Genomic DNA, 13,093 nt, shown 5'->3' on the forward strand with positions numbered 1-13,093 from the left:
AGGCCGGCGCGGCCGCTTTTTTTCACGGCGCGAAATTTATACCGGCCGCGGCCGTGAACGATGCACATCCGACGCCTGGCAAAGCCTTAATGCACGCCGGCCGATCGGCGCCGCCCGGATCAGTATCCGCCCACATGTGCCGGAGGGCGCAACGACTGCCGCGCGTCGGCTTCGATGGCTGCCACGGCGTCGAGCATCTGTTCGTGATGGCCGGCAATGGCATTCTCGTGCAGCGTCGCATTGCTGCCGGTCAGCGTCAGGCCGGCAAACGGGCGGCCATGGGCGTCGCGTATCGCGACCCCCATGGCGGTGATCCCCGGTGCCAGGTCGCTGACGGTATAGCCGAACCCGGCCGCCGCGCTGCGCTCACGCATGCGCGCCAGATCTTTCAGGCGCGAAGATCCGCGTGAGCGAACCTCGCGCTGCGTGTTCTCTTCGATGATGCGCGAGCGCTCGTCGGGCGCCAACAACTGCAAAATGGCCAGGCCCGCCACGGCGGCGAACAACGGACGACGCGATCCCACACGGATAAGCATGCCGGCCAGATCGGCGCGAGAGCGATTCTGTGCAATGCAAACGGTGTCGTTGCCGCTGCGCAGGCTGAGACTGGCAATGCAGCCTGTACTGGCGGCGACCTGCTCCAGGCGGGGCGCAGTCAGTTCGCGAAAATGCGCGTACTCGGGCAAGGCCAGCCCCATTTCGAATAGCACCTGCCCCGGGTAGTACTTCACGTCCTGCGGAAATCGGTGGGCGTATCCTTCTTTGACCAGGCAGGTCAGCATGCGATGACAAGTCGCTCTGTCCAACCCCGCCTGTTCGGCAAGATCGGACAGGCGCCAGCCGAACTCGCCGCGCGTGCTCAATGTCTTGAGCAACCAGAGTGTGCGCTCGACACACCGTGTGCCCAGCACCGTACGCGACTTCGGTTCGTGCGCGGGGCCGTCTGACGGCAACGCCGCTGCATCGATCCCCATGGCTGTCGTCGCGATGGCCGCAGGGATATCTCGCCCACCCATGTTCCTCTCCTTTGCCGTTGCGCCGGCGTTTTTCTTGTGGGTGCGGGCGTCTGCCCTGATTTCTCGCCGGCCCGGGTCATTCTAGAAGCTGGGCTTCATCGCGCGTGCCGCGCGCGCGGGAAATTTCATGATATGAACTTTTTTAGCCCGCCTGGGTAACCGCAGATCGCCGGCTGGGCGATAGTGGCCCGCTACGACAGCTACCCCCATTCAACGCCATGCCCGACCCCATCACGCCCGAGGCCTCTTTCGATCTGACCGGCAAAACTGCCCTGGTGACCGGCTCCTGCAGCGGCATCGGCCTGGAAATCGCGCGCGGCCTGCTGCGACACGGCGCCCGGGTGGCGATTCATGGGCGCAATGTCCGGCGGGCGCAAGAGCTCGCCGAGCAACTGGGGCCTCATGCCGTGGGCTGCGCCTTTGATCTTGCGAACGCGGCGCAGCGCGAGCAAGGCCTGGCAACGGTGCGCCACGCGCTGGGCGAGATCGACATCCTGGTCAACAATGCCGGCGTTCGCAACCGGCAACCCTTATCGGGCCTGTCGCTCGACGACATCCGGCAGGTGTTCGAAGTGAATCTGTTCGGAGCGATCGAGCTCTGCCGCGCCGTATTGCCCGCGATGTGCCGCAACCGATACGGCCGCATTGTGAACGTGTCGTCGTTGAGCGGGCATCTGGCCCGCGACGATGATTTCGCCTATCCCATCAGCAAGCAGGCCCTGGAAGCCATGACGCGGGTGCTCGCGGTGGAACACGGCAAGCATGGCGTCACCTGCAACGCGGTGGCCCCGGCCACCATTGCCACCGACTTCAACCGCACCCTGTTGACCACCGAAGCCAACCTGGCCCGCATCCGGCAACGCAACCCGCAGCAACGCACCGGCGAGCCGTCGGAGGTGGTGGGCGCTGTGCTGTTTTTTGCCTCGCCCGCGGCGTCGTATGTCAACGGGCAGACCTTGCGGGTGGACGGCGGCTATAGCGTGCAGTTCTAGCGCCCGCCAAAACGGCCCGCCATGCCTCGGCCAGGCGGGCGGGCCAGAACCGGCTTGCCAATAGAAAAAGCCAGATCAGCTGAAAACTGATCTGGCCCTGGGAATTCGACCACATAAGTGGTCGGGGCGAGAGGATTCGAACCTCCGACTCCTGCGTCCCGAACGCAGTACTCTACCAGGCTGAGCTACGCCCCGATTTGCCTGCGGCTGTTGGTACTACCAGAGCCGCCGCGCTTTTCAGCGGTCTCGATTTACCGCGAAAGCGCAAAATTCTAGCAGGGATTCTTGATAAACGGAAATCGGGAAGCCGGACAGGGCCTGGCGGGCCGCGTCGGCCTCGGTTTCGGCTGCCAGCCGGGCGTGTTCCAGGGCGTCGGTGGACTGGATGGCCTGGGCCACGGCGGCAAAATCGGCGTCGCCCGTCTTGATGGCGTCGCGGATCAGCTCGCGCTGTTGCGGGGTGCCGGTTTCCATGACGCGGATGAGCGGCAGCGTGGGCTTGCCTTCGCGCAGGTCGTCGCCCACATTCTTGCCCAGCGCGTGGGCATCGCCGCTGTAGTCGAGTACGTCGTCAACCAGCTGGAAAGCCGTGCCGATGTGGCGCCCGTAGGCCGCGGCGGCGGCTTCCTGGTCGGGCGTGGCGCCGGCCAGCACCGCGCCCACCTGTGCAGCGGCCTCGAACAGCTTGGCGGTTTTATAGCGCACCACCTGCAAGTACCGCTCTTGCGAGACGTCCGGGTCATGCACGTTGAGCAACTGCAGCACTTCGCCTTCGGCGATGACCGTGGTGGCCTCGGACAGGATCTGCATGATGCGCATGGAGCCGGCCTCGACCATCATTTCGAATGAGCGCGAGTACAGGTAGTCGCCCACCAGTACGCTGGCGGCGTTGCCGAACATGGCATTGGCGGTTTCGCGGCCGCGGCGCAGGTCGGATTCATCGACCACGTCGTCGTGCAGGAGCGTGGCGGTATGGATGAATTCCACCACGGCGGCCAGCAGCCGATGCTGGTCGCCCTGGTAACCCAGCGCCCGCGCCATCATCAGCACCATGGCGGGCCGCATGCGTTTGCCGCCCGCGCCGACGATGTAGTCGGCGATCGTCCGGATGAGTACAACTTCCGAATCCAGGCGCGCGCGGATAACCGCGTCGACGGCCTTCATGTCATCGGCAATAGGGGCGATCAGCTCAGGGAGATTCAAGACGTATCCGGCACATGACAGGGCGAGCCGACCCGTGGCTCTTTGATTCGCCGGGGCGGCGAACCGCGCCGGAACCGGGGTCTGCCGAATTATACGGGTATGCGTCGCCGTGGCCCGCCGCGCCGATCACAGCCCCCGCTTGCGCAGGCTGGCGTACAGGGCGCGCACGCCGAACGTCCAGGGCGCAATCGCGTTGCACAGGCCCACCTTGTTGACCAGCGCACCCAGCCGGGGCGTCGAAATGCGCACGGTATCGCCCTGCCGGTGCGTAAACCCGCTGCCCTTGCCATCGCGGTCCTGGGTGGGCGAGAACATGGTGCCCAGGAACAGCATGAAACCGTCCGGATACTGGTGATACTCGCTGGCCTGCCGCACCAGGTCGAGCGGGTCGCGGCTGATTTCGCGCATGTGGCTGACGCCGTCCAGCACGAAGCCGTCGTCGCCCTCGATACGCAGCGACACGTCGTCCTGCCGCAGGTCGTCCAGCGTGTAGCGCTCGTCGAACAGGCGCACGAAGGGCCCGATGGCGCACGACCCGTTGTTGTCCTTGGCCTTGGTCAGCAGCAAGGCGCTGCGGCCCTCGATGTCGCGCAGGTTGACATCGTTGCCCAGGGCAGCGCCCACCGCCTGGTTGCGGCTATTGACGGCCAGCACCACCTCGGGCTCGGGATTGTTCCATTCAGACTGGGGCAGCAACCCCACCCATGCGCCGGTGCCCACCGAAGCCATGGGCGGCGCCTTGGAAAACACCTCGGCATCGGGTCCGATGCCCACTTCCAGGTACTGGGACCACTGCCCCCGCGCCTGCAGCTCGGCCTTCAGCGCCATGGCCTGGGGCGAGCCGGGCTGCAGTTGCGACAGGTCCGACCCGATCAGCGCATGGATGCGGGCGCGCACCTGTTCCGCCTGTGCGGGGTCGCCGCCGGCCTGTTCCTCGATCAGGCGTTCGAGCAGGCTGACGGCAAAGGTTACGCCCGCGGCCTTGACGGGCTGCAGGTCGCAGGGCGCCAGCAGCACGGGCCCAGAGCTGTCGCCGGCCAGGGTACGCGTCAGCAACTCGCCCACATTACCCAGGCTTTCGCCTTTGCCCTCGCGGGCGATGGCGACGCAGTCGGGGCTGTCGAGCAGGTCGGCCACCGTGGGCGCAAGCGCGGTCAGGTCCACGACCTGCCCCTGGCGCACCACCACCACGCAAGGGCCATCTATCGGCGCTGGGCGCCACACGCGGCCAACCAGCAAGGCATGGTCGAGGTCGACGGGCAAGTCATTGAGCGGGTTCATGCGTTGTCTCCGGTGTTGGGCTCGGCGCCCTGGTGGGGATGATCGGCAAAGTCTAGAAAGCGCCCGCGGCACTGTCCAATATAATGATTTTTTATCCAATATATTGGACAGCCCGTGTCGGTATCCGATTACGACGTGCCGGCGATACGCCGCACGCACGATCTTCTGCGTACGCTCGCCTGCCAACGCACGCCATTGCGGGCTGCCGACCTGGCCCGCGCCTGCGATATGCCCCGCAGCTCGCTGTACTTGCTGCTGGATACGCTGGTGCGTCGGCGCTGGATCGACCGGGCGGGCGACGGTTATGTCATCGGGCTGGAACTCATGGCCCTGGGCACGGCGTATCTGCGGCACGACGGCCTGCAGGCCGCTTTTCGCGCCGCGGCCAGCGAGTTCGTCGAGCGGCACAACGAAGTCATGCAGCTGGCGGTGCTGGATGGCGCCGAAGTGGTCTACCTGGCCCGCGAAGACGCCCGCCGGCCTGTGCGCCTGGTGTCCGAACTGGGGTCGCGGCTGCCGGCCCATGCCTGCGCGCTGGGCAAAGCCCTGCTGGCCAGCCTGCCCGATGCCCGGTTGCAGCAGTTGCTGCCCCCGGTGCTGGCGCCCGTCACCGAGCGCACCTGCACCGACCGCGCGACACTGCTCGCCGACCTGGCCCGCGTGCGCACCGAGGGCCTGGCCCAAGAGCACGAAGAGGTGGCGCAGGGGCTGCATTGCTACGCCGCGTACGTGGGCGAAACGGCATTGGGCAAGCGCGTGGCGGTCAGTACGTCCATCCCCGGCGACCGCCTGGAAGACCACCACGCGCAGGCCGTGGCCCTGGGCGTGCAACGGGCGGCGCGTTCCATTGCCGCGCGGGTGGCCCTGGCCCCGGAACCACGCTAAGCGCCCGGCCCGCAACAGGTTTTTGACTTTTCCACAGGCGCACGCTAGAATTTATGGTTCGGCGCACACCGATTTTGGCGCGTGTTACGTAACGGTGCCAACTTCTGTGCCAACCTCGCTGATCAACCCGGCAGTGCCAACCCGCATTGCCAGCTTGTGTTCTGGCGGGTGTATGCCGATGCAGTAATTGCCGTGGGCTTGCGGCCCCGGCCAACCCAGGACTCACGTCCTAGCAGTAAATACCCATAGCGGTAAAACCTAAGGAACTATCCCATGTACGCGGTCGTAAAAACCGGTGGCAAGCAGTATCGCGTTGCCGCTGGCGAAAAACTCAAGGTAGAACAGATACCTGCTGACATTGGGCAAGAAATCACCCTGGACCAGGTCCTGTCGGTGGGCGAAGGCGACCAACTGAAAGTTGGCACCCCTCTCGTCGCTGGCGCCGTGGTCAAGGCGACGGTTCTTGCGCATGGCCGGCACGACAAGGTCAAGATCTTCAAGATGCGCCGTCGCAAGCACTATCAGAAGCATCAGGGCCACCGTCAGAACTACACCGAGATCCGCATCGAAGCCATCACGGCTTGATGACTCTCCGGTACTGATTAGCAGGAGCTATTTAACATGGCACAGAAGAAGGGCGGCGGCTCTACGCGGAACGGTCGCGATTCAGAAGCGAAACGATTGGGCGTCAAGGTTTTTGGCGGCCAGCAAATCCCGGCTGGTTCGATCATCGTGCGCCAGCGCGGCACTCGCTTCCATCCCGGCACCAACGTCGGCATCGGCAAGGATCACACCTTGTTCGCGCTGATCGACGGCAAGGTTCAATTCGGCTTCAAGGGCCCGTTGAACAAGCAGGTCGTGTCGGTGGTTGCGGCCGAGTAACGGTCTACCGTTAACTACACGGCAAAAGCCCTGTCGCATGCGGCAGGGCTTTTTTGCTTCAGGAATACATATGAAATTCGTAGACGAAGCCACCATCGAAGTCATCGCCGGTAAAGGCGGCAATGGCGTGGCGAGCTTTCGCCGCGAAAAATTCATCCCCAAGGGCGGGCCCGATGGCGGTGACGGCGGGCGCGGCGGCAGCATCTTTGCCGTGGCCGACCGCAACATCAACACGCTTATCGACTTCCGCTACGCGCGCCTGCATCGGGCCAAGAATGGCGAAAACGGCCGCGGCTCCGACCAATACGGCGCGGCAGCCCCCGACATCACCCTGCGCGTGCCGGTAGGCACCGTGGTGTACGACGCCGACACCGGCGAACAATTGTTCGACCTGAGCCACCACGACCAGAAGGTAACGCTGGCCGCCGGCGGCCAGGGCGGCATGGGCAACCTGCACTTCAAGTCCAGCGTCAACCGCGCGCCACGCCAGTGGACGCCGGGCAAAGAAGGCGAGCAGCGCCGCCTGCGGCTCGAACTGAAGGTGCTGGCCGACGTAGGCCTGCTCGGCATGCCCAATGCCGGCAAGTCCACGCTGATCAGCCGCATTTCCAATGCGCGCCCCAAAGTGGCCGATTACCCGTTCACCACCCTGCATCCCAACCTGGGCGTCGTGCGCACCTCGCCGTCGCGCAGCTTTGTGGTGGCCGACATTCCCGGCCTGATCGAAGGCGCCTCTGAAGGCGCGGGCCTGGGTCACCTGTTTTTGCGGCACCTGGCGCGCACGCGGGTGCTGCTGCACCTGGTGGATATTTCGTCGGCCGACCCGGACGTCGACCCCATCGAACAGGCTGTGGCCGATGCGCGCGCCATTGTCGAAGAACTGCGCCGCTACGACCCCGAACTGGCCGCCAAGCCGCGCTGGCTGGTGCTGAACAAGCTGGACATGGTGCCCGCCCCCGAAGACGCCCGCAAGCGCTTCATCGAACTGTTCGAATGGCAAGGCCCGGCGTTCGGCATATCGGGGCTGAGCGGCGACGGCACGCAAGAGCTGGTCTGGGCCCTGCAAGACTACCTGGACGAACAACAGCGCAAAGACCACCTGGCTCAGGATCAGGCCGATGGCACCTATGTGGCCGAAGATCCGCGCTTTGATGAAACGCGCAGCGATGCGACGCCGCGCGGCGGTGACGAATAAGCCATAATCGCACTTTCGTCTGTCGCCGCCTGCGCGGCGGCCCACCGATCATCGCAACACCCGGCCATCATGACTGCCGACTCTACCGCCGTCTCTGTTGTCGCCTCTGCCACGCGCATCGTGGCAAAGGTCGGCTCATCCCTGGTTACCAATGAAGGGCGCGGCCTGGACCGCGCCGCGGTGGCGCACTGGGCCGCCCAGATCGCGGCGCTGCGCCAGCAGGGCAAGCAGGTAGTGCTGGTTTCCAGCGGGGCCATCGCCGAAGGCATGGCGCGCCTGGGCTGGCGCAAGCGGCCCTCGGTAATGCATGAGCTGCAGGCCGCCGCCGCCGTGGGCCAGATGGGCCTGTGCCAGGCCTACGAGGCGGCCTTCGCCGAATACGGCCTGCGCACGGCGCAGATCCTGCTTACCCACGAAGACCTGGCCGACCGCCACCGCTACCTGAATGCGCGCAGCACCCTCTTTGCCCTGCTGCGCCTGGGCGTCGTGCCCATCGTCAATGAAAACGACACCGTGGTCACCGATGAAATCCGCCTGGGTGACAACGACACGCTCGGCGCGCTGGTCACCAATCTGATCGAGGCGGATACGCTGGTCATTCTGACCGACCAGCGCGGCCTGTACGATTCCGACCCACGCAAGAACCCCGATGCCCGGTTCGTGGCCCATGCGCAGGCCGGCGACCCCGCGCTGGAAGCCATGGCGGGCGGCGCCGGCACAGGCATAGGCACCGGGGGCATGCTGACCAAGATTCTGGCGGCCAAGCGGGCAGCCCACAGCGGCGCGGACACGGTGATTGCGTCCGGCCGCGAGCCCAACGTACTGACGCGGCTGGCCGGCGGCGAATGCATCGGAACCGAGCTTCAGGCCGTGTTGCCGGTGTGGTCGGCGCGCAAGCAATGGCTGGCCGACCATCTGCGCCTGCGCGGTCGGGTGATCCTGGACGACGGCGCCGTACGCGCCCTGCTGCACGAGGGCAAAAGCCTGCTGCCCATCGGCGTGGTGGAGGTGCAGGGCGAGTTCGGCCGCGGCGACGTGGTGGCGTGCGTGGACATGCACGGCAACGAATGCGCGCGCGGCCTGATCAATTATTCGTCGGCCGATACTCGGCGCATTCTGCGCCAACCGTCGTCACAGATTGCCCGCATTCTGGGCAGCATGACCGACCCCGAGCTGATGCATCGCGACAACCTGGTGGTGGTGTAGCCGCGTGAACGTCGGGCGCGGCGCCGCCATCGGCCAGCAGGATATAGCCCCACTGCCTGACCGCCAGCAGCGGCAGCTGCACGCCCAGCCGCTGGGCCTTGGCGCGCAGGCGCGACACCAGCACGTCTACGCTGCGCGACGATTGCCGCCGGGCTGATCGTCGGGGCGGCGCGCAAACCAGTTGTTCCCGCGGCAAGCGGTGTCCGGGCGCCCCCAGCAGGCGCAGGAAGAAAGCGCTTTCGGCGAAAGTCAGGGGCAGGCGTTGGCCGTGCGGCCCGGCCAGAACCCGCCCCCCTTCGGCCAGGCGCCAGGCCGGCGAGTTCGCCTCGGCAGGCGGCGCGACACCGTCGCGCAGGCGCAGCAGCGCGCGCCCCAGGCAGGCCAGTTCGCGTACGTCGATTTCCAGCGGGCAAGCCATGTCGGCGCCCGCCTGCAAGGCCAGGATGCGCGATTCGACTTCGCCATAGGGCGCAAGCACGATCAGAACCGCCTGCGGCGCGCCATTGCGCGCCGCGACGATCAGGTGGCGCAGTGATGCCGCAGGCGCATCCAGCAGGACGACCTGCGCCGGCCCGGTACGGGCCAGCTCGCCCAGGTTGCCGGGCGCACCGTCGCGCACCGACCAGCCCACAGAGGCCAATGACCGCACCAGCTGCGGTCGGCGAGGCGAAATGCCGCCCTGGATCACGATGGCTTCTATCGTCTGCATTGGCCGCCCGAGAGAAAAATTACAAACGTAATAATTTAGATCGCCAATGTAATTCCTTAGCACGGTTCAATCGGCCGGTGAAGACATTTTCGGACCGATTGAAGCACGCCCGGGTGCTGCGCCAACATACCCAGCAGTCGCTGGCGCGTGCTTGCGGGTTGTCGCAAAGCACGATTGCCAGCTATGAAAACGGCGAGCGGCGTTCAAGCCGCTCGTTACGCAAGATTGCCCAGGTATTGCGCGTGGAGTCCGAATGGCTGGAAACCGGCAACGGCCCGATAGACCGGCGCACGGTCTATACCGCCCCGGATACGCCCGCGCCGGCGGGCAGCAAGGTGATGGAAGGCGACGCGCCAGGCAGCCCGCCGCCCTTGACGCCCTGGCCTTTTCCCAGCGTGGCGCCGTCGCGGGTCAACGCCCTGCCCGCCTCGGCCAGGCGTGAATTGGACAAGTGGTTGCGGATGATGGTGGATGGCTATCTGCAATCGTATGGCGAGGCCAGGCGACGCAAGGGCCGATGAGCCGGGCGACTGTTTCCCGGCGTGCGAGCCCGGAATTTTGTTTCTGTTTATGTAGCGCGTCCACCATTAACGACCGCGTTCTAGCGGGAAGGTGTCTGACACCCTTCGGGAGTCAGACACCGTATGCGATAAGGTCCGGACGTAGCGACGCGGTGTCTGACTCCCGAAGGGTGTCAGACACCATCGTGAGCACCGGCTCGACAGCAGACAAGTCCGGTTTCGGCAGGAACGGTCGGACGCCCCGATCGTGCGCATACGGTGTCTGACTCCCGAAGGGTGTCAGACACCATGGTGAGCACCGGCCCGACAGCAGACAAGTCCGGTTTCGGCGGGAACAGCCGTGCGCCCGGACCTTGGATGGCCCTGTTCCGTCAAGGCACCTTGGAGGCCGGCGCGGTGGGGGCGGCCGGCGAGGGCGGGGTGGCGCTGGCGCCGTTGGCCGGCGCGCCCTGGTCGCCGCGGATCTTCGCGGCGATTTCGGAAGCGGCCTGCGCCGACGACACGCTGAAAGCCAGCACGCCGCGGTTCAGCGGCTCGGCGATGCGCGGCGCGGCGACCAGTTCACGGTCGATGACCAGTGCCAGCATATTGCCGATGTTCTGGCTGCTGACGTCATTGAGCTTGCGCGCGCCTTCTTCGGTAAAGCGCAGGCCCACGAAGTTCTGGCCTTCGCGATCAACCAGGGCGGCCGCTTCGGTCAGGTCGGCGCGGGTCAGCACGGGCTGGCGCTGCATGAACAGCGAGCCGTCGGGCACTTTTACTTCCATCAGGCCGGGACCGCCCTGGGCCTGGGCCACGTAGAACTCCACCACCGATACCGTGGCTTGCTGCGTAGCCTGGGGCTGGGGCTGGGCGGCGGCATCGGCGTCTTTCTTGGACGCCGTCTGGCAGCCCGCGAGCACGAGCGACATCACCGCGAGAGCCGGAGCCAGTTTACGTAGAGACGTTTGCATATCGGTATTCCTTCTTCAATGACTGGGGGCTGGCATGCCAGGCTACGTGCTTCCCGGCGTTACAAAAAAGTGTACAGGTCTGGGGCGTGGTCCGACTAGCCCCAAGCGTATGCATATGTAAAGCGACAATACGGCCTATACTGCGGATTCGCGCAGGGGTACTCGCTGGCCGGCAACGGTCCGCGTGTTGAGAGAGTCCCTTCGTACCAGTACGGATAATGCCGATGCTGGGAGCGTATTCCGTACCTGCCGCACACGGCCTTTCCGGCCGGTCCAGCTCGGAATCCTTCCCGATTCGGCTCCAAATTCACCATTGGAGCTTTCCATGAACGCCAATCCCAAGTTCCTGGCAGCCACGGCGGAAGTCGATGCCGCTGCCGTCACGCCGCTTCCCCAATCGCGCAAAGTGTACGAAACCGGCACGCGTCCGGATATCCGCGTGCCGTTTCGCGAAATCGCGCAGGACGACACGCCCACCATGTTCGGCGGCGAGAAGAATCCGCCCCTGACGGTGTACGACACGAGCGGCCCCTATACTGATCCTGACGTTCGTATCGACATCCGCCGCGGCCTGCCGGCCCTGCGCAAGGCCTGGATTGAAGAGCGCGGCGACACCGAACTGCTGGACGGACCGTCCAGCGCATACGGCCGCGAGCGCCTGAACGACCCGAAGCTGACCGCCATGCGCTTTGACTTGCAGCGCCCGCCGCGCCGCGCCAAGGCGGGCGCAAATGTCACGCAGATGCACTACGCACGCCGCGGCATCATCACGCCGGAAATGGAGTTCGTGGCCATACGCGAGAATCTGCGCCGCGAACATTACCTGGAGACCCTGCGCGCCAGCGGCCCCGACGGCGAGAAGCTGGCGCGCCGCCTGACGCGCCAGCACCCCGGGCAGTCGTTCGGCGCATCCATTCCCGATGTGATCACGCCGGAATTCGTGCGCTCGGAAGTTGCGCGCGGTCGGGCCATTATTCCGGCCAACATCAACCATCCGGAAATCGAGCCGATGGCCATCGGCCGCAACTTCCTGGTCAAGATCAACGCCAACATCGGCAATTCGGCCGTCAGCTCGGGCATCGCCGAAGAGGTCGAAAAAATGACCTGGGCGATCCGCTGGGGCGGCGACACGGTGATGGATCTTTCCACAGGCAAGCACATTCACGAAACCCGCGAATGGATCGTGCGAAATTCGCCTGTGCCCATCGGCACGGTACCCATCTACCAGGCGCTGGAGAAAGTCGACGGCAAGGCCGAAGAACTGACGTGGGAGATCTTCCGCGACACCCTTATCGAGCAAGCCGAGCAAGGCGTGGACTATTTCACGATACACGCGGGCGTGCGCCTGCCGTTCATCCCCATGACGGCCGATCGCATGACAGGCATCGTGTCGCGCGGCGGCTCGATCATGGCCAAATGGTGTCTGGCCCATCACAAAGAAAGCTTCTTGTACGAGCGCTTCGAAGAAATCTGCGAGATCATGAAGGCGTACGACGTGAGCTTTTCGCTGGGCGACGGGTTGCGTCCGGGCTCGGGCTATGACGCCAACGACGAGGCACAGTTCGCCGAATTGAAGACGCTGGGCGAGCTGACGCAAGTTGCCTGGAAGCACGATGTGCAGGTCATGATCGAAGGCCCGGGCCATGTGCCCATGCACATGATCAAGGAAAACATGGATCTGCAGCTGGAACACTGCCACGAGGCGCCGTTCTATACGCTGGGCCCGCTGACCACCGACATCGCGCCGGGTTACGACCACATCACGTCGGGCATCGGCGCCGCGCTGATCGGCTGGTATGGCACCGCGATGCTGTGCTACGTGACGCCGAAGGAACACCTGGGCCTGCCCAACAAGAAAGACGTGAAAGACGGCATCATCACGTACAAGATCGCCGCCCACGCTGCGGACCTGGCCAAGGGCCATCCGGGCGCGGCGATTCGCGACAATGCACTGTCGAAAGCGCGTTTCGAGTTCCGCTGGCAAGACCAGTTCAACCTCGGGCTGGACCCCGACACCGCCCGCGAGTTCCATGACGAAACCCTGCCGAAGGACTCGATGAAGGTGGCGCACTTCTGCTCGATGTGCGGCCCGCACTTCTGCAGCATGAAGATCACGCAGGACGTACGCGACTACGCAGCAGCGCAAGGTGTTGCCGAGCAAGAGGCGTTGCAGAAGGGTATGCAGGAAAAAGCGGTCGAGTTCGTGAAGAAAGGCGCGGAGATTTACCACCAGACGTGATCGCTCGGGGG

General features: G+C 65.1%; 12 protein-coding genes and 1 tRNA gene. 8 read left to right on the forward strand and 5 right to left on the reverse strand.

Features of this window, described 5'->3' with window-relative positions; all coding sequences use genetic code 11:
• Positions 1 to 119: 119 nt before the first annotated feature.
• Entirely contained in the window at positions 120 to 1,016 is an 897-nt protein-coding gene (locus CAL19_RS17155; protein WP_094797505.1) for an IclR family transcriptional regulator, read from the reverse strand.
• A gap of 218 nt (positions 1,017 to 1,234) precedes the next feature.
• Here CAL19_RS17155 and CAL19_RS17160 point away from each other — a divergent pair, with 218 nt between their 5' ends.
• Positions 1,235 to 2,008: an SDR family NAD(P)-dependent oxidoreductase gene (locus tag CAL19_RS17160; protein ID WP_094797506.1), complete on the forward strand. Its 774-nt coding sequence runs from the start codon at positions 1,235 to 1,237 to the stop codon at positions 2,006 to 2,008.
• 118 nt (positions 2,009 to 2,126) lie between these two features.
• Here CAL19_RS17160 and CAL19_RS17165 read toward each other — a convergent pair.
• From CAL19_RS17165 to CAL19_RS17175, 3 genes are all read right to left on the reverse strand, one after another.
• Positions 2,127 to 2,203, reverse strand: a tRNA-Pro gene (locus tag CAL19_RS17165).
• Between the two features lie 42 nt (positions 2,204 to 2,245).
• Positions 2,246 to 3,211: an octaprenyl diphosphate synthase gene (gene ispB, locus CAL19_RS17170; RefSeq protein WP_026638962.1), complete on the reverse strand. Its 966-nt coding sequence runs from the start codon at positions 3,209 to 3,211 to the stop codon at positions 2,246 to 2,248.
• A 126-nt stretch (positions 3,212 to 3,337) separates the two neighbouring features.
• Positions 3,338 to 4,492, reverse strand: coding sequence for a fumarylacetoacetate hydrolase family protein (locus CAL19_RS17175; protein ID WP_094797507.1), 1,155 nt, complete (start codon positions 4,490 to 4,492; stop codon positions 3,338 to 3,340).
• 114 nt (positions 4,493 to 4,606) lie between these two features.
• On the opposite strand from CAL19_RS17175, the gene CAL19_RS17180 reads away from it, so the two are divergent.
• The 6 genes from CAL19_RS17180 (at position 4,607) to CAL19_RS17210 (ending at position 9,890) form a co-directional block, all read left to right on the forward strand.
• Positions 4,607 to 5,377 carry an IclR family transcriptional regulator gene (locus tag CAL19_RS17180; RefSeq protein ID WP_038852139.1) on the forward strand — a complete coding sequence of 257 codons (771 nt, stop codon included), beginning with the start codon at positions 4,607 to 4,609 and terminating at the stop codon, positions 5,375 to 5,377.
• 273 nt (positions 5,378 to 5,650) lie between these two features.
• The gene (rplU, locus tag CAL19_RS17185) at positions 5,651 to 5,962 is read left to right on the forward strand and encodes a 50S ribosomal protein L21 (RefSeq protein WP_012251502.1); all 312 of its coding nucleotides are present in this window, start codon (positions 5,651 to 5,653) and stop codon (positions 5,960 to 5,962) included.
• 36 nt (positions 5,963 to 5,998) lie between these two features.
• Positions 5,999 to 6,259 (forward strand): 50S ribosomal protein L27, encoded by a 261-nt coding sequence (gene rpmA, locus CAL19_RS17190; protein ID WP_026638965.1) that lies wholly within the window; start codon positions 5,999 to 6,001, stop codon positions 6,257 to 6,259.
• 70 nt (positions 6,260 to 6,329) lie between these two features.
• The gene (obgE, locus tag CAL19_RS17195) at positions 6,330 to 7,454 is read left to right on the forward strand and encodes a GTPase ObgE (RefSeq protein WP_094797508.1); all 1,125 of its coding nucleotides are present in this window, start codon (positions 6,330 to 6,332) and stop codon (positions 7,452 to 7,454) included.
• Positions 7,455 to 7,523: 69 nt separating this feature from the next.
• A complete protein-coding gene (gene proB / locus CAL19_RS17200; protein WP_026638967.1) occupies positions 7,524 to 8,660 on the forward strand; it encodes a glutamate 5-kinase in 1,137 nt (378 codons plus the stop codon).
• 786 nt (positions 8,661 to 9,446) lie between these two features.
• Positions 9,447 to 9,890 carry a helix-turn-helix domain-containing protein gene (locus CAL19_RS17210; protein WP_094797510.1) on the forward strand — a complete coding sequence of 148 codons (444 nt, stop codon included), beginning with the start codon at positions 9,447 to 9,449 and terminating at the stop codon, positions 9,888 to 9,890.
• A gap of 371 nt (positions 9,891 to 10,261) precedes the next feature.
• Here the strand turns inward: CAL19_RS17210 and CAL19_RS17215 are convergent, their stop codons facing one another.
• Positions 10,262 to 10,843 carry a SecDF P1 head subdomain-containing protein gene (locus CAL19_RS17215; RefSeq protein WP_094797511.1) on the reverse strand — a complete coding sequence of 194 codons (582 nt, stop codon included), beginning with the start codon at positions 10,841 to 10,843 and terminating at the stop codon, positions 10,262 to 10,264.
• 325 nt (positions 10,844 to 11,168) lie between these two features.
• On the opposite strand from CAL19_RS17215, the gene thiC reads away from it, so the two are divergent.
• The gene (gene thiC / locus CAL19_RS17220) at positions 11,169 to 13,082 is read left to right on the forward strand and encodes a phosphomethylpyrimidine synthase ThiC (RefSeq protein WP_094797512.1); all 1,914 of its coding nucleotides are present in this window, start codon (positions 11,169 to 11,171) and stop codon (positions 13,080 to 13,082) included.
• Positions 13,083 to 13,093: the final 11 nt, after the last annotated feature.

Origin of the sequence: Bordetella genomosp. 7, from assembly GCF_002261265.1 — a bacterium.
Taxonomy (GTDB): Bacteria; Pseudomonadota; Gammaproteobacteria; order Burkholderiales; family Burkholderiaceae_B; genus Bordetella_A.

Excerpts from the sequence above, each read along its gene's own strand:
- CAL19_RS17160 (WP_094797506.1), top strand. The coding sequence starts at position 1,235 with ATGCCCGACCCCATCACGCCCGAGGCCTCTTTCGATCTGACCGGCAAA.
- rplU (WP_012251502.1), top strand. The coding sequence starts at position 5,651 with ATGTACGCGGTCGTAAAAACCGGTGGCAAGCAGTATCGCGTTGCCGCT.
- CAL19_RS17175 (WP_094797507.1), bottom strand. The coding sequence starts at position 4,492 with ATGAACCCGCTCAATGACTTGCCCGTCGACCTCGACCATGCCTTGCTG.
- CAL19_RS17215 (WP_094797511.1), bottom strand. The coding sequence starts at position 10,843 with ATGCAAACGTCTCTACGTAAACTGGCTCCGGCTCTCGCGGTGATGTCG.
- obgE (WP_094797508.1), top strand. The coding sequence starts at position 6,330 with ATGAAATTCGTAGACGAAGCCACCATCGAAGTCATCGCCGGTAAAGGC.
- thiC (WP_094797512.1), top strand. The coding sequence starts at position 11,169 with ATGAACGCCAATCCCAAGTTCCTGGCAGCCACGGCGGAAGTCGATGCC.
- CAL19_RS17155 (WP_094797505.1), bottom strand. The coding sequence starts at position 1,016 with ATGGGTGGGCGAGATATCCCTGCGGCCATCGCGACGACAGCCATGGGG.
- rpmA (WP_026638965.1), top strand. The coding sequence starts at position 5,999 with ATGGCACAGAAGAAGGGCGGCGGCTCTACGCGGAACGGTCGCGATTCA.
- proB (WP_026638967.1), top strand. The coding sequence starts at position 7,524 with ATGACTGCCGACTCTACCGCCGTCTCTGTTGTCGCCTCTGCCACGCGC.